19 protein-coding genes are annotated in these 20,890 nt (G+C 43.5%); all 19 read left to right on the top strand.

The features are described 5' to 3' along the window. Nucleotides 1–453: 453 nt before the first annotated feature. The 19 genes from DK188_RS07605 to DK188_RS07510 all read left to right on the top strand — a co-directional run bounded on the left by DK188_RS07605 (nt 454) and on the right by DK188_RS07510 (nt 20,850). Nucleotides 454–1,194: a LytTR family DNA-binding domain-containing protein gene (locus DK188_RS07605; protein WP_111670197.1), complete on the top strand. Its 741-nt coding sequence runs from the start codon at nt 454–456 to the stop codon at nt 1,192–1,194. Nucleotides 1,195–1,345: 151 nt separating this feature from the next. Beyond that, nucleotides 1,346–2,008, top strand: a complete 663-nt coding sequence (locus DK188_RS07600) for a CPBP family intramembrane glutamic endopeptidase (protein WP_111670196.1) — start codon at nt 1,346–1,348, stop codon at nt 2,006–2,008. A gap of 879 nt (nt 2,009–2,887) precedes the next feature. Then, nucleotides 2,888–3,331 (top strand): DUF6266 family protein, encoded by a 444-nt coding sequence (locus DK188_RS07590; protein WP_111670194.1) that lies wholly within the window; start codon nt 2,888–2,890, stop codon nt 3,329–3,331. 323 nt (nt 3,332–3,654) lie between these two features. Next, a complete protein-coding gene (locus DK188_RS07585) occupies nt 3,655–4,581 on the top strand; it encodes an SDR family oxidoreductase (protein ID WP_232825682.1) in 927 nt (308 codons plus the stop codon). A gap of 281 nt (nt 4,582–4,862) precedes the next feature. Further along, the gene (locus DK188_RS07580; protein WP_111670193.1) at nt 4,863–5,054 is read left to right on the top strand and encodes a hypothetical protein; all 192 of its coding nucleotides are present in this window, start codon (nt 4,863–4,865) and stop codon (nt 5,052–5,054) included. A 227-nt stretch (nt 5,055–5,281) separates the two neighbouring features. Beyond that, complete coding sequence (locus DK188_RS07575) at nt 5,282–5,782, top strand: hypothetical protein (protein WP_111670192.1); 501 nt, start codon at nt 5,282–5,284, stop codon at nt 5,780–5,782. Between the two features lie 82 nt (nt 5,783–5,864). Then, complete coding sequence (locus tag DK188_RS07570; RefSeq protein WP_111670191.1) at nt 5,865–6,635, top strand: hypothetical protein; 771 nt, start codon at nt 5,865–5,867, stop codon at nt 6,633–6,635. An 80-nt stretch (nt 6,636–6,715) separates the two neighbouring features. Beyond that, entirely contained in the window at nt 6,716–8,314 is a 1,599-nt protein-coding gene (locus DK188_RS07565; RefSeq protein ID WP_111670190.1) for a WG repeat-containing protein, read from the top strand. Between the two features lie 296 nt (nt 8,315–8,610). Continuing rightward, nucleotides 8,611–9,516, top strand: a complete 906-nt coding sequence (locus DK188_RS07560) for an SDR family oxidoreductase (protein ID WP_111670189.1) — start codon at nt 8,611–8,613, stop codon at nt 9,514–9,516. A 216-nt stretch (nt 9,517–9,732) separates the two neighbouring features. Further along, a complete protein-coding gene (locus DK188_RS07555) occupies nt 9,733–10,482 on the top strand; it encodes an SDR family NAD(P)-dependent oxidoreductase (RefSeq protein WP_111670188.1) in 750 nt (249 codons plus the stop codon). Nucleotides 10,483–10,779: 297 nt separating this feature from the next. After that, nucleotides 10,780–11,574, top strand: a complete 795-nt coding sequence (locus tag DK188_RS07550) for an SDR family NAD(P)-dependent oxidoreductase (protein ID WP_157963189.1) — start codon at nt 10,780–10,782, stop codon at nt 11,572–11,574. Between the two features lie 20 nt (nt 11,575–11,594). Next, on the top strand, nt 11,595–12,506 hold the full coding sequence (locus tag DK188_RS07545) for a helix-turn-helix domain-containing protein (protein WP_111670186.1): 912 nt from the start codon (nt 11,595–11,597) through the stop codon (nt 12,504–12,506). A 70-nt stretch (nt 12,507–12,576) separates the two neighbouring features. Next, nucleotides 12,577–13,497, top strand: coding sequence for a helix-turn-helix domain-containing protein (locus DK188_RS07540; protein WP_111670185.1), 921 nt, complete (start codon nt 12,577–12,579; stop codon nt 13,495–13,497). A gap of 218 nt (nt 13,498–13,715) precedes the next feature. Further along, entirely contained in the window at nt 13,716–14,555 is an 840-nt protein-coding gene (locus DK188_RS07535) for an SDR family NAD(P)-dependent oxidoreductase (protein ID WP_111670184.1), read from the top strand. A gap of 167 nt (nt 14,556–14,722) precedes the next feature. After that, nucleotides 14,723–15,637 carry a helix-turn-helix domain-containing protein gene (locus DK188_RS07530; RefSeq protein WP_111670183.1) on the top strand — a complete coding sequence of 305 codons (915 nt, stop codon included), beginning with the start codon at nt 14,723–14,725 and terminating at the stop codon, nt 15,635–15,637. A gap of 254 nt (nt 15,638–15,891) precedes the next feature. After that, the gene (locus tag DK188_RS07525; RefSeq protein ID WP_111670182.1) at nt 15,892–16,236 is read left to right on the top strand and encodes a PadR family transcriptional regulator; all 345 of its coding nucleotides are present in this window, start codon (nt 15,892–15,894) and stop codon (nt 16,234–16,236) included. A gap of 2 nt (nt 16,237–16,238) precedes the next feature. Further along, the gene (locus DK188_RS07520) at nt 16,239–18,863 is read left to right on the top strand and encodes an ABC transporter permease (RefSeq protein ID WP_111670181.1); all 2,625 of its coding nucleotides are present in this window, start codon (nt 16,239–16,241) and stop codon (nt 18,861–18,863) included. A 233-nt stretch (nt 18,864–19,096) separates the two neighbouring features. Continuing rightward, nucleotides 19,097–19,939 carry an SDR family NAD(P)-dependent oxidoreductase gene (locus DK188_RS07515; protein WP_111670180.1) on the top strand — a complete coding sequence of 281 codons (843 nt, stop codon included), beginning with the start codon at nt 19,097–19,099 and terminating at the stop codon, nt 19,937–19,939. Then, nucleotides 19,939–20,850, top strand: coding sequence for a helix-turn-helix domain-containing protein (locus DK188_RS07510; RefSeq protein ID WP_111670179.1), 912 nt, complete (start codon nt 19,939–19,941; stop codon nt 20,848–20,850). The genes DK188_RS07515 and DK188_RS07510 overlap by 1 nt, the downstream gene beginning before the upstream one ends. Nucleotides 20,851–20,890: the final 40 nt, after the last annotated feature.

Genomic DNA, 20,890 nt, shown 5'->3' with positions numbered 1-20,890 from the left:
GCTGGCATCAACCTCCTTTTCCAAACAAACTTATTGTCCAAGCGCTTACTCTCGAGTTCGCTTTTACCACGGGTTGAGTTGTACCTCCTTACTCGGGGTTATTGAAAAGTTAGACCCATTCTGGGTCGTTTGAAAATACCATTAGCATCCGCCGAATGGTATAAGCATTTGAACCTTGATCCCTGCAACAATTAACCAATTCAACAATTCCACGGTTAATCATTTCAACAATTCAGTCTTCACACTTCCTGCCATTCTAACAAAAAATCTTAACTGCCTATTTTTTCCCTGCTTCTCCCCCGACATAGCCATCAGGGCTGGACGTGAAAAAGACTCACAAAGAAGAAAGGTGCCTGAACATAAAAACTAACAGGATCGTCTATTTATTTTGACCATTTTTATAAACTGAATACTTTTATCCATATCAAAGTTTCGAGAAATTAATCAACCCAAATGAATAAACTGAATCCTTCCATCAGACACCATTTGCTTTTGGGAGTGTTATTCGCACTATGGGGTTTTCTTTTTATGTTTTTAGTCAGGCCCTTTACTGACGACACTACAGGTTTCCCATTTTGGATCAGATCCAGCATTGGATTCAACCTGATCTCCTTCATGGGATATGCGATCATAGCTGTGACCCAAAAAGCAATTTTTGATAGGCTTCACAAGTGGTCATTTGGCTTGGAGCTTTGTACCCTCTTTTTATTTTATATCCTTCATACCACAGGTACATTTGCACTGTATAAGAGTCCATTCATTGGTGGAGGCTATAATTTTTTTCAATGGAACACTGAAATCATGATGAAAGCGGCAATTGTAAACTTTACCGCTTTAGCTATTGCCAGAAGCTATCTCACCAAATTAATCCCTTTTAAGGAAGATATCCTGACCATAAAGGGAGATAATAAACTAGATATTTTGAAATTAAAGAAGTCAGAGTTGATTTCCATCTCCAATGCGCATAACTACGTGGAGATTTTTTACACCCAAAACAATACGCTTCATTCCAAACTCATTCGCACCTCATTAAAAAACATGAAAGAGCAATTTGATTTCCTCCTTCAAATACACCGATCACACCTGATCAACCCATCTCATTTTAAGTCATGGAAAGATTCAAACACCATATACCTAACTGAAATGGAGCTTCCCGTATCCAAAACTTTTAAAAAGGAACTTCTGTCTGCATAATATTTAATACCTGAAATAGGGTCTTTCGTACCTGTCGATTTTTTGCTAAAATGTTTATACCTAAAAGAAGCATTTTCGTACCTAATGACCTTTAAAATGCAAATGGAAGGGGTTTTTGATTCACTTTTGGTTCAAAACAAAGAACAAAAAAATGATCAAATTCAGCCTAAAGCAAATCTTAACTCCCTCAATTACCATTGCAATCATCTGCTTGATGTGGTTTGGGCCCGTCCGTATTAGTTATGTAGAAAATATTATTATTTCTATACTAATCATTATAGCCAATTACATAGAATATCATGGAAAACCGTTTTCAGCACTTGGCTTTCAACGGGAAAAATTCACAGTCAAAAATATCTTAGTACTTGCGTCATTAGTTGCCTTAGGGCTCTTTGCTTTTTATGCCTTCATATTAGTGCCTGGAATCACAAAACTCACGGGAGCTCCCATCGACTATTCAAGTTTTGACCAACTGAGAGGAAATCTTCCAGCCTGTTTAATTGCAGTGGTGCTAGTATGGGCCACTTCAGGGTTTGGGGAGGAAATTATCTTTCGCGGTTATTTTATGAGACAATTCGTCAAATTTTTTGGAGAAAGCAGAATCAGTATTGTGCTTAATATTGTCCTACTTGCTTGTTTTTTTGGCTTTATGCATAGTCAGCAAGGAATTACAGGGCAACTTGTTACAGGGATTGTCGGAGGACTCTTGGCCTTGATCTTCTATTTGCGAAAATACGATTTATGGTTTGTCGTTGCTGTTCATGGGTTCTTTGACACTATCGCCATCATTTGTATTTATTTTGGTTTGGCGTAAAAATATCTCCCAACCACAGTTTAAGATGAAACTCCTTCCCCCTTGAACGCTCCAACACCTTTTCAACAAATTGAAGGAAAATATTCTACCTATTAGGCGAGGGCAGGGCCCAACAGGATTTACGGTTTTGGGTGCTGCGGAAAACCGTCAAAAAATCGATCATGAAAAGCGTCATTCAGAAAAGTGCAGAAAATTCTGGATCCAAGATTCCACCTGCCTTCCGGCAGGTTTGGCCATTAAAAACAAACACAACTTACTATGGCAAGGATCAAAATTAGTTTCCTCCAAGGGGTGAAAGCAGGCTGGAAGAACGGCTGCTCAGTAAGGTGAAGTAAACCATTGATTTAATTACCTAAAAACCCGGGCAGGAGTCGTGCTCGGGTTTTTTTGTTCTAATTTTTCAGCGCCATGGGGTTTCTTTATAGTTGAATTTATCCTTCCCCTAGATATCGTAGTTGCTTACTGCCATCTGAGACTGCCTACTTTTTTCAACTTTCTGATTTCAGCTTGCAGACTACATCTTTCACACTTCCATCACTGCCAACTGAAAACTGCCACTGCATACTTTTTTCAGCTTTCATACTTCAACTCCGATACCCCCCTCCATGCGACTTTGATCGCTTGATCAATTGCTCTGGATTTTTTCGGATACTTTCCTTCCGCATCTGACTAAAGGCCTTATGATCCTTTGGGAAAGTTATAGTCTTGATTTTAAATTCTTCTGAGTCAACTTCCACACCTGGTCCAGTGCCTTTTCCTGCTTACCTGCTTTTAAATCCTGAATAGCAATTTGAATCTCTCCATGAATTATCCGACCCTGATAGATCCCAACGCTATATTTCCTTGCCAAACCCAGTTCATCCTTCAACTGCCTAATCCTTGACATTACACGCAATTCCAACCCCAACCAAAAAGGGATTTCACCTTGCACTTTCCCAAAAGCTAAAATCAGCGATGCTTGAAATCCAGGGAACTGTCACTGTACAGTATGAATCCATTTTGCTGTCATCAGGGCTTGTTAGTCCAGTGCATAACCTTCAGCCGGAATGGATCGGTGCAAGACAACTTAAGCTCAACTGGGAATCCCAAGGGAATCAGGGAAACTCCAGGGAATCCGATTTCAGCTGGATTGTCATCTATAATCCCGAAGAGGGGATTGCAGAAGAGGTTATGGGAGAAGCCTTTCGCAAAAGCCAATCCCATATCCTTGAACTTGCTCCGAGAATTAATCTTTCTGGCAGCTACCTCTACATGTCCTTTTACCGTCAACTTCCCAGGAATAAAAGGAGATTTTCAGATTCTGTCTGTATTCCTATTGGGTAATTTGATACAGAAAAAAGGCAGGGTTCCCAGTGAACCTTCCGTTGTCCTGCTTCTCCAGAAGTAGGACTTTTAATTCTTTGTGCATTACCCCTTGTCGTGCTTTTCCAGAAGTTGGACTGCTACGCCTTTACTGAACATAGTCTAATTGATAATTGCCCATTGATCATTGGATTACTCCTCAGTATCCTAATTCCAATCCTTGCGACTAGTCCACCCAATCCCCTAAACACCCAATAAGCTATTTTGGCTACATCAATCTCAGTTTTGGCTACATCAGTTTTTTAGAGGCAACACAACTTTGCTACATAAAAAAATCAGAAAGCATGCAAAACGAGATTAAAAAATGGACAACTGCGCAAATTCCGCAGAAAAAAGATGGACTGGCCGTCATAACAGGAAGTACTGAAGGGGTTGGGTTTGAAGATGCTCTGGCACTTTCTTCGGCTGGATGGAGTGTGGTCATCATGGGACGAAATCCTCAAAAAGGAGCCGAATCGATCAGTAAGATTCGGGATAAAAATCCCCAGGCAAAAGTGAGCTTTGAGAAAATTGACCTCGCAGATCTGTCTTCAATCAAGGCCTTTACTGCCAAAATGATCGTAAGAGGCCAGCCCATTGACCTCCTGATAAATAATGCAGGCGTAATGACCCCTCCTAAACGACTCGAAACCGCAGATGGATTTGAGCTTCAATTCGGCACCAACCATCTCGGACATTTTGCCCTGACCGCAGGTCTGTTGCCCCTGCTTCGAAAAGCTTCTAAAGCTCGGGTGGTTACGGTGTCCAGCGTGGCAAACCGCGCAGGTAAAATCAATTTTGAGGATCTTCAATCGGAATCTTCCTATGTTCCAATGGAAGCTTACAGTCAATCCAAGCTGGCTAACCTGATGTTTGCGTTTGAACTTCAGCGGCAGAGTGAGCAGTTCGGATGGGGAATATCCAGTATGGCATCGCATCCGGGAGTCTCGCGGACTAGGCTTCTGATTAATGGTGCCGGGCGATGGAGTGGGCCTGGGATCATGCGAACCTTTTTGCCTTTTTTGTTTCAGCCGATCGCTCAGGGAGCCCTACCAACTTTATATGCCGCTACGGCTTCCGAAGCAGTTGGAGGAGTTTATTACGGTCCAAACAAACTGCAGGAAACCAGAGGATTCCCTGCCATTGCGGCTATTCCTGCTCAAGCACTGGATATTGACGCTTCACGGAAGTTATGGGAAGTTTCCAAAAAATTGACACAGGTTGAACTTTAGGTCTGTGCTCAAATCCCTGCCCCCAAGTTTTCTTACCAATCTTTATTTATTTATTATGGATATCCGCAATTCTGCCAGTAGCCAAATTTTATTATGTTTCACCTCGACTTCGTTCGGTGTCCGATAGTATTGGTTTTTGGGCAGGGGAGGAAAATGCGGCGCAGCCGCATTTTCCTCCCCTGCCTATAATAACCTGAAATCCGGTGGCCGAGCGAAGTCGAGGCCATTTTGAACTACTGGCAAAGAAGCGGATAATCATATTATTTATTCTAGATACTCACATGAATAAGCAAATCACTATTCCCGATAAACTGCCATTTGGTTTGCAAATGCTGTCAAACGCCTTACCGCCTGTAGGCTTCTACCTCGCCTTTAAATACCGGAAAATTTCTCCCAATAAAGCCCGCACCGCCTTAATCAATGCGCTGATCGGGATTCCCCTTGGGCTGATCGCTTGGTATTTCTTGCGGTAGTGATAGATTGATACAGCAAACCCTAATGAAAAACTGTTTTTTGAACAGTTTTTTTTGTTTTTGGGATACTTGCCTATTTTTTTGGACAAAAAGTATAAATAACTTTTCAGAGAAATAACTCACTTATCAGGCCGCTCCTATGCTATCGTTCAATACAGTCGATTTTTAATCTGGAATTCCATTTTTATTAGTACTTGAACACGCATTTATACTCTTATTCTTCTCGCATGAAAATTAAAATTCTCTTTGTGATCGTGATGCTGTGCAGTTCAGCGATCCATGCTCAACAACTCTTCTCTTCCTCCGTCAAAAAAGTATGGGACAATGCCCAGGGTGGGTTTTCCAAATTTAGGGGAGATCTGTTGGACTCCAACGAGGAAGTGGATGTCTATGCGGCCAAGCAAAATTGGAAGTTTGCCGAGGCCAAAGTCATCCACAACAAAGCCCTGAAAGCCAAATCGGTGTACCTGGAATTTTCCCCAAATGCCAGTACTGAGACTGAAATCCGCGAAGAGCTCGAGCGCTGCGTGACCGAACTGAAGCTCATCGCAACCAAGCACCAGCTCAAAGTAGTGGAGTTTGGCGAATGGGGTACCTACAGCTTTTTTGCCACGCAGGGCGATGAGCAACTCCCCTGCTTCACCATTGCACAGACCGAGGGCAAGGTCATGCTCCTGATCTCCGATGCGCTGTATTCTCAGCCAGCTAGCTCAGTTACAAATCAGTAAAACCTGAAACATCTCGGTCCTCCTGTGGAGCATTTCGCTTTCTTTTCCATCCGATTTACTTCTTCCTCATTCTATCTTTTCCATGAAAAAATCAAGCTTAACGCTGCTTTTGGCGTTTTTTGCCTGGATTGCCTTTGCTCAGGAGCCGCACACAGTTACACAGCTCAATTTTCCGCTGGAGGTCAAAGAAGTCCAAATCCAATCCTTCGAAATCAACCGTGTAACTGGGGATAAAACCCTAATTAATACCCAGATTTACACATTCCAAGATGGGATGCTTCAGACCAAAACTACCCAATACGATGGGTATCCTCTTACCACTGAGACTTTCACCTACACGGATGGACGCCTGACCGGGTACGTCAAAGATGACGAAGACTACCGCTATGCCGAGCAGTTGGAATACAATTCCACCGGCCAACTGGCTAAAATCACCGGTTTGGATTTGGGGCAGCCTACCTTCACCGTGGATTTTGACTACGACAACAAGGGAAGAATCAAGGAGAAAACCATCCGAGAAATGGATGGCTACCTGGCAAGCACGGAGAAATTTTCCTACCAAGCAGAAGGAATCTACACCAAGCGGGTCACTTTCTATATCGATGCAGAAGAACCTAATGTGGACGAATATTACTTCGAAAACGGGCTGGAAATTGGTTCCAAGACCAACGTCACCCGAGAATCCTATGAAATCGTAAAGACCTACGATGACAAAAGAAACCTACTTGAGATGCGGGAACCAATCGTCAAATTTGTCAACAAATACAACGAAGCCGGGCACTTGATCCAAATCAATATCCTGACCAATGACACCTTGATTTACACCATTGAGGAGTACTTGTATAAGTTTTAGGATGAATTCCGTCCCTTTACTTTGGATCAGGTAATCAAGCACTTCAAGATTATAATTCGGCAATTTTCCAGAAAAAAATCATGAAAACCCTTTTCCCTCTCGTCCTTCTTTTACTTCTTCCTTTTTTGACAAAAGGCCAGAAACCAATTGATCCAAGCGACTTTTCCAATGATTTCCAGAAAAGCAAAACCATAGTCTTATACAAGGGAAAACCCATTCAAACTTTACCCGCCAAAGAACTGCACCTAGACTTTGTCCGAAACGAATACTTAGTCATGAGCAATGGCGATGGATTCTATGCCACGGTGGACACAGCGGGCAACTATTTTCTCCTAGAACCAAAAAAGAACAGCAGCAGCCTTTACCACAATGGGAATTTGGTCAAGGAGCTCGACCGGTATTCTTACAGTTTGGTTGGCGTACACCAAGACTACGCCATGATCTTTAATTCGGGTCACGAATCGTATTGGTACATCGATTCCAAGGGAAATTCACTGACAGAGGAACCTTTTGAAACCTCCACGCTGATCAGCAATCCTGAAAAGCCCTATCACTTCCTGTGGCTCAAATCCTTCTGCTACCTCGTGGACAGTGATCTCCAGCCGGTACCCGGCAGCCGCTATGCCTCCGCCCAGCGGAGCTATTACAACAATGAAGTCAACCTCAACAAAGTGTGGGAGCTGTATGGAAAATCCAGTCCCATGGAGGTATATGAGGTGACGCAGACCAGCCCCGATGGAACGATCCTTCATGGATTGCTTGATCTGGCAACGAATACCGAAATTGCCGAACCTGTATTTACCCGTGTGAATCCCTTTGGCTTTCTGGAAAAAGGCATCATTTTAGGCACAACGGAAGACAAGTTGGAGGCCTTGTATGACTTCACCGGTGCCCAACTGTCTGACCGCTACGATGGTATTTTCTCAAATGAAGGAAGGCTTCGAATCGAACGAAACAAGCTCATCGGACTGATGGATTACAAGGGCAAGGTCATCGTCGCACCAAAATACACCGCCATCCAAGGGTCCAATGACGGAAGTTTCTTTGTCTGCGTCGATGCCAATCAGAAGACAGGAATCATCGATTCCTCCGGAAAAGTCATTCTGCCCTTTGAATTTGCGACGGTAAACTACCAGATCACATCCTACCCGCTACATCGCTATATCCCGGTCAGCGATGGAAAGCTCTATGGTTACTATGACACCAAGGAGCAGGCGATGGAGGAAGAGTTTGTTCTTGAAATGGCCGGACCGGTGCAAAATGACATGGCTACTATCCGAACGGTAAGTGGCGAAGATCAATTCATCGCCTGGGGCGCCCGAAAAGAAGAACGAGTCAATGCCTTCGAGTCCAGGATCGCCCAAACAGGTAAGGCTGTAAAAGAGATATTTGACGTGGTGAATCAAAGTTTCAGATCATCCGTAGAGAATCTAACCACCAAAGAAGCTTTTCTGGAAAGCTTTTATCCTGACTATAGAGAATATAGCCTGAATGGTTTTTATAAAATCAACCAACTGCTTGATTTCGACCTCAAGGAGTATAGCTTCGTGATGACCTATGAGCAACGGGAACTCTTGGAGCAGGTTAAAAGAGACAACCTGCAGTTGAAGAAATTAATTGATGGCAAAATCCGTGAGGCTGGAGGTGAAGTGATCGGGTACACGGGTTACAATGAGTGATAGGCAGAAAGTATGGCTTTTTCTGCGTTCGATCAGATGATTATGGATGATAAATAAGTCTCCAAAGTAAAAGTGTAAGGTTTCGAATCGAAAGCTTAATTCCTCATTCGGGTTTACATGAGTAGGATTCCTTGAATCCCATTTTTTCACCTGATGCTATTTGGTACTGGGTAATCCTTGGTAGCTGGATAGTACAAACTGAGCCTTCAGCAGATTTGGCTACAACACCCGTAGATTGAGTGCGTTTTAGCGGCTCTATTTGAGCCAGATTTGCATCAACAAAAACAAAAAATCAGATGCAAATCGTTGTAACAGGTTCATTGGGACATATCAGCAGGCCGCTGGTCAGGATACTGCTGGAAAAAGGACATTCCGTAACCGTCATCAGCAGTTCCCCTGCACGGAAAAGCGAGATTTTAGCACTGGGTGCAACGGCACATATCGGAAATTTGGAAGATAGGGACTTTTTGACCTCGGCATTTGCAGGTGCTGATGTGGTATATACCATGATGCCTTTCAATGCGCATTCCGGTGCCTATTCAGACCAATCCCTGGATGTGGAGGCCAAGCACATAGAAATCGCACGCAATTATGCCGCTGCTATCCAAAATTCTGGTGTAAGTAAAGTGGTACACCTGAGTACCATTGGAGCGCACACGGGTGAAGGGGTGGGCCTTTTAAATCCCCACCATGAAGTAGAAGCCATTTTGAACCAGCTTCCAGACAAGGTGGGTATAAAAATGATCCGACCTGTAGGGTTTTATTACAACATGCTCGCATTCATTCCGGTAATCAAAGGCGCAGGAGCAATCATCCAAAACTATGGAGGTGATGAAAAGGAACCTTGGGTAGCGCCCGAAGACATTGCGGCAGCAATCGCTGAAGAGATGGAAGGACCCTTTGTGGGTAGATCCGTCCGCTATGTAGCCAGCGATGAAGCGTCTCCAAATGAGGTGGCCAAAGTACTCGGGGAAGCCATTGGAAAGCCGGATTTACAATGGCTCGTCGTTCCGGATAATGTCTTTTATGAAGAATTAGTCAAAGCGGGACTCAGTCCACAAGTAGCAAAGGGAATTACTGAAATGAATGCAAGTAGGGTCAACGGAAGGCTGTACGAGGATTACTTCAGACACCGACCCACTTTTGGAAGGGTCAAATTGATTGATTTCGCAGAAGAGTTTGCCACCAAATACAAATCCTAATTCGCAAGAGGAATATTCATAAGAATGGCTTCCCACCCAGGTGGAGGATGATTACCTAGGGCATTCTCCCGATGAAAGATCGTGACAGGCGATCTGACCTTTAAAAATCAAATTATACACACCTGCAATCGAGCATGACGAAGATCACCACACACTGGGATGATACTAATGCTTGCGAAGATTCCAAATGACCTTTAAAAATCAAATTATAAACACATGAAAACAGCACTTATCACAGGAGGAAGTAGGGGCTTGGGTAAAAATATGGCCCTTGCTCTGGCAAAACGTGGGATAAATAGTATTCTCACCTATCAAGGAAACCAAACACAGGCCGAGGCGGTGGTGGAAGAGATTCAGGCACTGGGACAAAAAGCTTATGCGCTTCAATTGGATATTCGGGATATCAGCTCCTTTGATCCATTCGTGGATCAAGTCAGAAGGATCCTAGAGGGGGAGGGTACACAAACCCTAGATTTCCTGATCAACAATGCCGGTATCGGGCTCTATTCAGCGCTCGCTGAAGTAGATGCAAATCAAGTGGATGAAATCTACCAGATTCATTACAAAGGTCCATTCATGCTAACCCAAAAACTCCTGCCCTGGATCAGCGAGGGAGGAGGAGTAGTGAATATTTCTTCGGGTTTGACCAGAATCACCTTGCCGGGATACGGTGTATACGGGTCGATTAAGGCTGCGGTAGAGACGCTCACCCGCTACTGGGCCAAGGAATTGGGTGCTAGGAAAATCCGGGTGAATGTAGTCGCTCCGGGGGCAATAGAAACGGATTTTGGCGGGGGACACGTGCGGGACAATCAGGCCATCAATGCGCAAATAGCGAGCTTCACTGCCTTGGGAAGAGTAGGATTACCCGGTGATATCGGAGGGGTAGTGGCCTTCCTGTGTAGTGAGGAAGCCTATTGGATCAATGGGCAGCGAATCGAAGTGTCAGGTGGTCAGGCTCTCTGATGGGATGGAATTGATGTATGTCCGTTGATACGGAAAATGAAAAAAGGGGTATGGAGTCTATACCCCTATTTCTTGGGTTTGGTATCTTAGAGTTGAGGATTCTTTAAATTTGAAATAGTCTGGTTATCTCCAATGTTGGGATGCAAGGCTAAACCGAGAATTTCTGATGGACACAATCGACAGATCAAAACAGGAAAAAAAAGGGTACCATCCGTCAACCAAATACAAGTTTCCGATTTTTAAACACTTTTATTTTTTCAGGTTGGGGCAACTTTGCCAAATAAAAATTTGAAAAAAATGAACGTAACATTAATCACAGGAACAACAAGTGGGATTGGCGAAGCTCTGGCACATCAATTAGCCGCAAAAAAACACAACTTGCTATTGGTCGCCCGCACCGAGAAAAAATTAAAGGAGCAATCTCAATACCTGTCAAGTCAATTTGGGATAGTAGCAGATTTTATTGTAGCTGACCTTGGCAAACCCGGAGGCGCCTTTTATGTATATGAGCAGGCAAAAAAGAAAAATTTGAATGTAAATATTCTGGTTAACAATGCAGGAATTGGATCAAGTGGTGAGTTTGTGACCAATAACTTACAATCAGAATTGGAATTATTGCAACTTAACAATTCATCCTTAGTGGCACTTTGCAGTCTTTTCCTTGCAGACATGAAAAGTACCGGAAGCGGTACCATCATTAACGTGGGATCAATGGCCTCTTTTTTTCCAATTCCCTATATGAGTGTATATGCAGCATCAAAAATGTTTGTGCGATCATTTACTCAGGCATTGACAGAAGAATGCAAGCCTTATGGCATAAAGGTCATGTTGTTTTGCCCCGGTTTTACAAGCACTAATTTCATGAATACTTCCGCCAACAATAATGCATGGGGAAAAATACTTACACAAGGTGCGATCGAACAAACACCTGAACAAGTGGCAGTGCAAGTGATCAAAGCTTTGGAAAGGAGAAAATCAATTCACGTTTCAGGGTTTCAAAATGCCATGTCAGCCAAATTGGGTAGCCTAATTCCATCCACAACCCTTGCGCGGGTTTTTGCCCAGCGAAAAAGAAAGGAAATGGGACTGTAACCTCTAACTTTTGAAAGAAAATGAAAAGACAAAGCATTCAGACCATACCTGTCTATTCCATTACCCAACAACATCAGTTGTTGGGTCTGGAGAAGCCGAAACATCCCTTGTTTCACTTGTTTCGATTTGAGAATTTCCCCAAAATTGAAGTGGAGAATCCCACGAAAATCATTTCAGACTTGTATCAAATCACTCTTAAAAAAGATTGTCCCTGCAAGACTCTTTACGGGCAGACGGCGTACGATTTCGATGAAGGAGTCATGTCTTTCTTTTCTCCCAAACAAGTGAGTGTCTTAGAAGCAGGCAACTTTGTTCCACAATCGGGATGGTTATTGTCCATTCATCCGGACTTTTTTAGAGGGTATTCAATAGCTCAAAAAATAAAAAACTTTGGTTTTTTTCAATATGCGGTAAATGAAGCTTTGATTTTGTCAGAGGAAGAACAAATGGCTATTGAACTAATTTTTGGACAGATTGAAAAGGAGGCAAACTTGCCTATAGACCGATTTAGTCAGGACGTGATTATTTCAAACATTGACTTGTTGCTAACCTACTGTAATCGGTATTATCACAGGCAATTCATTGTTCGAAAGCACCACAGTAGTGAGCTGCTAGTCAGATTTGAAAATTTATTGGAGGAATATTTTTCCCAACAAGAAATCAACTTACCGAAGGTGACTGATTTTGCCTCTAACCTGAATATATCTTCTAAGTATTTGAGTGATTGTCTAAAGCAACTCACCGGTCTGACAGTCAAACAACACATCCACGAAAAATTGATTGAAAAGGCAAAGGAAATCTTGACAGGCACGGAGCTTTCAGTAGCGGAAATTGCCTATCGGCTGGGCTTTGACTATCCGCAATCGTTCAGCAAGTTTTTTATGACAAAAACTAAATTGTCACCCTTAAAATTTAGACATTCATTTAATTGACAGCAAGTTATCGTTCTGTACTATAGGATCAGGTGTTTATTTGGATGGCTAATCAAGTTTCCTAAATCGTATGACCAGAAAAATCCAACGCATTAAAACCATCACGGAATACCACCGATTTCGTGACTTGCCCAAGCCGCTGCATCCCTTGATCAGTTTGGTTGACTATAGCTTGATCAAGCATTCTACGGAAGATAATCATGTGAATTGGATTCAGGATTTTTATACCATCGGGCTGAAAAGAAACGTGCTGGGCAAGTTTCGGTATGGGCAGCAGGCCTACGACTTTGATGAAGGTCTGATGTCTTTTATAGCGCCCAATCAAGTGTTTGGGGTGGAGATGTTCGATTACCAAGATGCACCGCCACCTTCGGGTTGGCTTTTGTTTGTCCATCCTGACTTTCTCTGGAATACCCCACTTGCCGGGAACATGAAGAAATTTGAGTTCTTTGGCTATCAGGTCAATGAATCGCTGTTTTTGTCGGAAAAAGAAGAAAAAATCGTCCTGGATATCCTGAAAAATATCGAACAGGAGTACCATGAAAATATTGATGCTTTCACGCAACGGATCATCGTTTCTCATCTGGAGACGCTGCTCACCTATGCGGAGCGTTTTTACCAGCGACAGTTTATAACCCGGAAGATCAACAACTATCAGGTGCTTACCCAATTGGAAAAAATTCTTGATGAATTTATAAGCAATGAAGACCTCATGTCGGAAAGTTTGCCTACCGTGGCCTATGTGTCTGAAAAATTGAATATTTCGCCAAATTACCTCAGCAATCTGCTGAAGACCCAAACCGGGAACAGCACCCAGTGGTACATTCAGGAAAAAATATTGGACAAAGCGAAAGAGAAACTGACAACAACCTCCTTATCCGTCAGTGAAATCGCTTACAGTTTGGGATTCAAACATCCCCAATCCTTTACCAAGCTTTTCAAGCAAAAAACCAATCAGACTCCGCTGGAATACAGGCAGTCCTTCCAATAAAGAGAATTGGGGACCTACAGGTGCATCTTCGATCATAGGGAATACCCTTTTCGCAGGCCGGCTGATTCTCTAAAGATGATAAACTTTACCTTACAGGTAAATAGTACCCACCCGGTATCGTGGATTGACCTACAACAACCTTTGATCCAGCTACAGGCAAACAAGATCTGCTCCCCAACTTTGCACGGTATTAGATAACCAATAAAAACAGCAAAAAAATGGGTATTAAAAAAGTATGGTTCGTCACTGGAGCATCCAAGGGTTTGGGCTTGGCCTTGGTAAAAAGAGTGTTGAGTGAAGGCGATCAAGTGGTGGCAACCTCAAGAAATCTAGCCGATTTAAAAAAGACCATTAGTGAAGAAACTGCTGATTTTCTTCCGCTGGAAATGGATCTGGTGGATGAAAACTCGGTAGCCTTGGCCATCGCTAAGTCGATGGAGAAATTTGGCAGATTGGATGTGGTCGTAAATAATGCTGGCTATGGGCAATTGGGAACGATTGAAGAATTGACGGACGGGGAAAGCCGTCAGAACTTTGACACCAATGTGTTCGGGTCACTGAATGTCATCCGAAAAGCGATGCCCCATTTAAGAGCGCAACAAAGCGGGATGGTAATTAACATTGCCTCTATTGGCGGATTCATCGGAGATTTTGCAGGCTGGGGGATTTATTGTGCGACCAAATTTGCCATGGTAGGTTTCACAGAAGCTTTGGCAGCAGAAATAAAGGAATTTGGACTATATGCCACGGTGGTCATGCCAGGGTATTTTAGAACTGATTTCTTGAAAGGCAGCTCTCTTCGCACACCAAGTAATGAAATGGAGGCTTACACCGTGGCTAGAGAACTTCAGGTAGCACACGAAGAAGCGATCAATGGAAATCAGCCGGGAGATCCTGAAAAAGCCGCGGTGGCATTGATGGCATTGGCACAGATGGAAAACCCGCCGGTTCATTTGGCTTTGGGCTCTGATGCATTCCAGATGGCCAATGGGAAATTAGCCGCTCTGGAGAAAGAATATTCCGAATTTAGGGAGTTGAGTACATCCACTGACTATTAAATTTCCAAGAGGTTGTCTCAAAAGGCCTGATTGTGTCAGCCTGAGCACCTGAGAGACGAGAGTCTCGAAGTCGAAGGCCATTTGCAGTGAATACAGCCGCATTTCGACTACGCTCAATGTGACAAACAGCAGTTATGAGACAGCCTCTAAACTATAATTTAGAATTCATGAATAATCGGAAATTATATACCATCAATACAGTCGCTGAATTTCATAAAATCTGTGGCTTACCCAAGCCTCAGCATCCGCTTGTCAGTTTGGTCGATTATAGTTTGGTGGACTATCAGATTGAAGAGTCAGAGATCAGCTGGGTTCAAAACCTGTATTTTATAGGGTTCAAACGGGATATCCAAGGCAAACTGCATTATGGTCAAAGTCCCTATGATTTTGATGAAGGCTTGATGTCTTTTATCGCTCCCCGACAAGTGGTGAAAATGATCATAAGCAAGCAGGATGTCAAACCATCCGGCTTTTTACTGGCATTTCATCCGGATTTTATATGGAAGACTCCCTTGGCCAAAACAATCCAGGAGTATGATTTTTTCGGGTATGAAGTAAATGAAGCCTTATTTCTTTCGCAAAGAGAAGAAGAGACGATGTTGGAACTGTTTAAGGGAATCGAAAAAGAATACCAAGCCGGAATCGATCAGTTTACCCAGCCGATAATCGTTTCCCAGATAGCGGTTATTTTAAACTATTGCGAGCGATTTTACCAACGCCAATTCGTCAGCCGTAAAAAAAGCAATCACCATATATTGGAGAAATTTGAGTTGGTTTTGGAGGAATATTTCACCGGAAACCTCCTGGATAAAGGCCTGCCCACAGCCAATTTTATAGCCAATGAACTCCATATCTCCACCAATTACTTGGGGAGTTTGTTAAAATCACTCACTGGCAAATCCACCCAGTACCATATTCAGGAAAAGCTCCTGGAAAAGGCCAAGGAAAAACTTTCCAGCAGTAGTCTTACAGTCAGTGAAATTGCTTTTGAGTTGGGATTCGAACACTCACAAAGTTTTAGCAAGTTTTTTAAGATGAAGACAGCCCTGAGCCCTTTGGCGTTTCGGAATAGTTTTAATTAAACCCACATCAGGAATTCCTAAGATCTAAATTTCTTCAAACTATTTTTGCACTTGGGAAAAAGATATGGACAAACCCTAAAGTGATAATTCTTTCATCAGGTCGGAAGTAACTTTTTTCGAATAGTCCGTCATCGCCCGGTTTTGGTCAATTTCGTACAGCCGGATTCCTAAAAACCTCCCAAAAATATGCTAATGGAGCCCATTCAAAACTGGCACTATTATTATTTCTACATTTAGATAATACTACCAAGCCTATGAAAGATTATCAACTGGGGGAGTTTGAAGAAATCGTCATCCTAACCGTCGGGATTCTGAACAATGCTGCCTACAGTGTGGCGATCAAAGATGAGATCGAATCCAGACTTAAGCGGACGGTGAGTATGGGGGCGCTTCATACAGCACTGAACCGGATGGAAGACAAAGGATATTTGAAATCATTTGCTGGTGAAAGTACCGAAGAACGGGCTGGTCGACCTAGGCGGTATTTTGAGATCACCAATCTGGGGAAAAAGGCAATCCTTCACGCCAAAGAAACGCGTGAGCAACTTTGGAATGCCATTCCCAAGGCAATCTGGCAATCCAATCTAGCGGGTATTTAGTCATGGGCAAGAAGCAAATTTCTCCCCCGGGAATATTCCTCCGCTTCTTCCGCTGGTATTGCCACCCTCGGATGCGCGACTATATCGAAGGCGACCTGCTGGAGGTGTATGACCGAAGAGTCAAAAAATCGGGCAAGCGGAAGGCAGATTGGAAGTTTATCCTCGATGTATTGCTGCTCTTTCGACCGGGGATTATCAAACCCAGAAACCCCTATCAAAACTTAACCAACTTTCCCATGTACAAAAGTTATTTCAAAATCGGGTGGAGAACGCTCCTTAGAAACAAGGAATATACCCTGATCAACATCGCCGGACTGGCGCTCAGCATCACTTGTTGTATTTTGATTTTCGTGCTAGTGAAACACCATCTAAGCTTTGATAATTTCCACCCGGACAAGGATCGAATTTATAGAGTGGTCACCGAGCAGCATCGGGAAACTATCTCTTACGTGAATAGCGTTCCCTCTCCTCTAGGAATGGTATTGAGAGACAACCATACCTATGGGGAAAAGGTCGCGAGGATGTTTCATGAATCAAATGCCGTGATTTCCTTTGAGCGGAATGGGGAAAAGCAGCTGATCAAGGAACCCAATGGGTTTGCTTTTACCGAGGTGGAGTTTTTTGATATTTTCAATTTTCCTCTTTCCAAGGGAAATATGGAATCGGCCTTGACAGAACCCAATACGGCCATCCTTACCGAACGATTGGCCAAGAAATATTTTGGCGAGGAAAATCCCATCGGCCAGGTTATTACCTACGATAATTTTCTGCCTTTCACCATTACCGGAGTGTTGGAGGATTTGCCTCCCAATACGGATATCAAGCCGGAGATCTTTGTCTCGTATGTCACGATGAAAGATTTTAATCCTTGGCTGGCAAGTGATAATGCCTGGGGAGGAATTAACTCTGGGATGTATTGCTTTACAAAACTCCGCCAGGGTGTGAGCGCGGCCGAAGTAGAGGAAGCCCTGGCCCCTTACGTCAAGCAACATCGGCCAAACAGCAAAAATGTGCATCACTACAAACTCCAGGAACTTTCCGATGTTCATTTCAATGGAAGATACGGAGGAGCTATGGAGAAGTCCGACATCGGAATTCTGATTGCAATCGGGATCTTTTTAATGATTACAGCCTGTGTGAATTTTATCAACCTCGCCACTGCCCAAGCCCTGAAAAGATCCAAGGAAGTGGGAGTTAGGAAAGTGTTAGGGAGCTTCAGGAGTCAGCTTTTCTGGCAGTTTATTTTCGAAACAGCGATTATCGCGACGTTCAGTATTTTGATCGCCTTGATTGCGGCATACGCATTGGTTCCTTATGTAAATAACTTCTTCCATACTCAAATCCCTGTCAATTTCTTTGCAGACGGCACTTTAATGCTCTTTATCCTAGGATTGGATATCCTCATTACGCTATTGGCGGGTTGCTATCCGGCATTTATCCTTACCGGCTTCAAGCCAGTGGCTGCGCTGAAGGGGAAGCTTTCATTCCAACAGTTGGGTGGCTTTAATACCCGACGTTCTCTGATCGTTGCCCAGTTTGCCATCTCTCAGGTATTGATCATCGGTGTGATTGTAATCATGAACCAGATGCGCTTTGCCAAGCAGGCAGATCTTGGATTTGACAAATCATCCATTGTCATGGTCAAGTTGGGGACTGACTCGCTAAGCACAATGAATGTGTTGAAGAACGAGTTTTTGCGGTTGCCTGGAATTGAAAAGGTTTCGCTCTGCTACCAAGCTCCTGCTTCTGATAATTCTTGGAACAATTCCATCCGATTTGGGACAGATCCAGAGGAGGTGAATTTTCTCACCAATATGAAGCTTGCAGATGCGGATTACATCTCCACTTTTGATCTGGAGCTGCTGGCGGGACGGAATTTCACCCCTTCTGATACCGTTCGGGAAGTGGTAGTCAACGAAGCAATGCTTGAAAGTCTTGGTATCAGTTCATACGAGGAGGCTTTGGGCGAGATGGTGTATGCCAATGGAGGGACGATGAGGGGGCAAGTCGTCGGTGTGGTACGCAATTTTCATGACAGATCCATGCACGAGCGGATCAATGCTGCCTTGATCACGACTGCAAGTTCCATGTATTCTAATTTTGCGATCAAAATCAATGGAAATTTGGTCAAGAATACGCTAAATGAGATTCAGGCGCTTTGGGAAGAGCAGTATCCTGACAAGATGTTTGAATATTCTTTTTTGGATGAAGATATCGCCAAGTTTTACGAAGCTGAGGATACCTTACTCAAAGGCATCCAGTTCTTTTCCTTGATTGCCATTTTCATTGGTTGTCTTGGACTGTATGGGCTTATCTCTTTTATGATTTCTCAAAAGGCCAAGGAAGTTGGCATTCGCAAAGTATTGGGAGGAGGAGTAAGCCATATTGTCTGGCTGTTTGGGCAGGAGTTTGTCCGGCTGATCGTCATTGCTTTTGGCATCGCTGCACCGATCGGTTGGTGGTTTATGAACGGATGGTTGCAGGATTTTGAATTCAAGATTACACTGGATGCATGGACCTTTGTGGTGGCCATCGGATGTTCCTTGATGATCGCTGCGCTGACTGTGGGGTATCAGGTAATTAAAGTTGCCTGGATCAATCCTGTGATAAGTTTAAAAACAGAATAGGGAAAGTCTGTGAAACTAGAACTTTGTAAATCCTTCCTTCAAATGTTATTTGCCAAGACACAGATGTCCATCATCAAACAAGAGTAAACTAAAAGTCGCTACATGAAATACCGGCAAATTCTCCATTTCTAATCTCCTCCTCGAGTTCAAAAATCTGAACACGCCTTATCCCGATTTGAACACTTTTTTGTCTCTGGGATCTCCGTGATTTGTAGAAAATAAATAGTCAAATCATGAAAACACAAAAAATTTGGTTTATCACAGGGGCTTCCAAAGGTATGGGGCTAGAATTGACCAAGGCAGTTTTGGAAAATGGGGATAAGGTGATCGCCACCTCCCGAAGTACAGAACTTTTACTTCAAAATGTAGGACAGCATTCGGTAAATCTTCTTGCATTGCCTTTGGATATCACCAGTGACGAGGACGTGGCAAGAGCCATATCAGACAGCATCAAGAAGTTTGGCCGAATTGATGTCGTGGTAAACAATGCAGGGTATAATCTGCTCGGCAATGTGGAGGAGTTGAGTGATGCTGAGTTCAGAGAAACTATGGATGTGAATTTCTTTGGAATGGTCAATGTGATCAGACACGTGCTCCCTCATCTGCGCCGACAAAAGTCTGGACATATCCTTAACATATCCTCGGTCATGGGCTATTTAAGTTATCCGGGTAACGGCAGCTATAGTGCCTCCAAATTTGCCGTAATTGGACTGTCCGAAGCACTTGCACAGGAAGTATCAGCGTTTGGAATCAAAGTGACCATTCTAGCACCGGGAACTTTCCGAACGAGTTTTATGAGTGAAAGCAGTCTGAGCGTGGCAAAGAATCAAATTGACGTGTACAAGTTAAAAGACCAGATCGAACTCTTTAAAAGTATAGATGGAAAGCAATTGGGTGATCCAAAAAAGCTCGCTACTCTGCTGATTGATCTGGTGAATCTAGCCCATGCTCCGCTGCATTTACCCCTGGGCTCTGACAGTTTTGCCGCCATTCTGCACCTCAGAGCGCAAGAAAAACTGGAATTGGAAAACTGGAAGTCATTTTCCTTAGCTACCGATATATCCGAAGCATCGTGATGAAAAAAGCCGCACCTTATCGAATCAAGTCCATTTCGGAGCTCCATCGCTTATTTGACCTGCCCAAGCCGGATCATCCGCTGATCAGTGTGATTGATTTCAGCTTGTTGGATTTTGGAAAAGGGGAGGTCTGGAAGAATTTCTGCCATGATTTCTATTGCGTGGCCTGTAAACTTGGGACCTCCGGTAAAATGAAATATGGGCAGCAGGACTTTGATTTCGATGAGGGAATGATGAGTTTCACCAAGCCTGGACAGGTGTTTTCTGTGACAGAGGTGACTGAAGATCGGGCGGATGGATACATGCTTGTATTTAAGCCCGAATTGATTCGGCATTACGAGTTGGGCAGGCAGATCAGCCAGTATGGTTTTTTTGGATATTCCCTAGCTGAAGCTTTACACCTCTCGGAGAAAGAAAAGGAAGTAATCCTGTCTCACCTACACCAGATGCAGCAGGAGTTGAAGCAAAATATTGATTCGTATAGCCAGGATGTGATCGTGTCTCAATTGAGCTTGCTGCTCAGCTATTCCAACCGATTCTATGCTAGGCAATTTCATACCCGCAGTGCTGTCAATCATGATCTGATGGCTAAGGTAGAGCATTTGCTTGATCAGTATTTACTGCATAAATCAGATACACTGGGCTTGCCGACAGTTCAGTATCTGGCAGACGAACTCCATGTTTCTGCGCCTTACCTGAGTGATTTACTTCGTAAATGCACGGGCCTATCCGCTCAAAAGTATATCCAAAGCGTGCTCATTGACAAAGCGAAAGAACTCTTGTCTACCACAGATTTGAGTGTCAAAGAAGTAGCCTTTCTGTTGGGATTTGAATATCCTCAATCCTTCAGTAAACTGTTCAAGGCCAAGACGAGCCTTTCTCCCCTGGAATTCAGGCAATCGTTTAATTGAAAAGGATTGGATCAGGAGAAAAGGAGATGGTAATACTTCA

Source organism: Algoriphagus litoralis (genome assembly GCF_003259255.1).
In the GTDB taxonomy this organism is placed as follows: Bacteria; Bacteroidota; Bacteroidia; order Cytophagales; family Cyclobacteriaceae; genus Algoriphagus; species Algoriphagus litoralis.
This window is presented reverse-complemented; position numbering and strand designations above follow the sequence as displayed.

Coding starts and splice junctions, on each gene's coding strand:
- DK188_RS07580 (WP_111670193.1), top strand. CDS start 4,863: ATGAATAAGCAAATCACTATTCCCGATAAACTGCCATTTGGTTTGCAA.
- DK188_RS07605 (WP_111670197.1), top strand. CDS start 454: ATGAATAAACTGAATCCTTCCATCAGACACCATTTGCTTTTGGGAGTG.
- DK188_RS07575 (WP_111670192.1), top strand. CDS start 5,282: ATGAAAATTAAAATTCTCTTTGTGATCGTGATGCTGTGCAGTTCAGCG.
- DK188_RS07585 (WP_232825682.1), top strand. CDS start 3,655: ATGCAAAACGAGATTAAAAAATGGACAACTGCGCAAATTCCGCAGAAA.
- DK188_RS07555 (WP_111670188.1), top strand. CDS start 9,733: ATGAAAACAGCACTTATCACAGGAGGAAGTAGGGGCTTGGGTAAAAAT.
- DK188_RS07545 (WP_111670186.1), top strand. CDS start 11,595: ATGAAAAGACAAAGCATTCAGACCATACCTGTCTATTCCATTACCCAA.
- DK188_RS07525 (WP_111670182.1), top strand. CDS start 15,892: ATGAAAGATTATCAACTGGGGGAGTTTGAAGAAATCGTCATCCTAACC.
- DK188_RS07530 (WP_111670183.1), top strand. CDS start 14,723: ATGAATAATCGGAAATTATATACCATCAATACAGTCGCTGAATTTCAT.
- DK188_RS07550 (WP_157963189.1), top strand. CDS start 10,780: ATGAACGTAACATTAATCACAGGAACAACAAGTGGGATTGGCGAAGCT.
- DK188_RS07570 (WP_111670191.1), top strand. CDS start 5,865: ATGAAAAAATCAAGCTTAACGCTGCTTTTGGCGTTTTTTGCCTGGATT.
- DK188_RS07535 (WP_111670184.1), top strand. CDS start 13,716: ATGGGTATTAAAAAAGTATGGTTCGTCACTGGAGCATCCAAGGGTTTG.
- DK188_RS07565 (WP_111670190.1), top strand. CDS start 6,716: ATGAAAACCCTTTTCCCTCTCGTCCTTCTTTTACTTCTTCCTTTTTTG.
- DK188_RS07520 (WP_111670181.1), top strand. CDS start 16,239: ATGGGCAAGAAGCAAATTTCTCCCCCGGGAATATTCCTCCGCTTCTTC.
- DK188_RS07540 (WP_111670185.1), top strand. CDS start 12,577: ATGACCAGAAAAATCCAACGCATTAAAACCATCACGGAATACCACCGA.
- DK188_RS07510 (WP_111670179.1), top strand. CDS start 19,939: ATGAAAAAAGCCGCACCTTATCGAATCAAGTCCATTTCGGAGCTCCAT.
- DK188_RS07600 (WP_111670196.1), top strand. CDS start 1,346: ATGATCAAATTCAGCCTAAAGCAAATCTTAACTCCCTCAATTACCATT.
- DK188_RS07515 (WP_111670180.1), top strand. CDS start 19,097: ATGAAAACACAAAAAATTTGGTTTATCACAGGGGCTTCCAAAGGTATG.
- DK188_RS07560 (WP_111670189.1), top strand. CDS start 8,611: ATGCAAATCGTTGTAACAGGTTCATTGGGACATATCAGCAGGCCGCTG.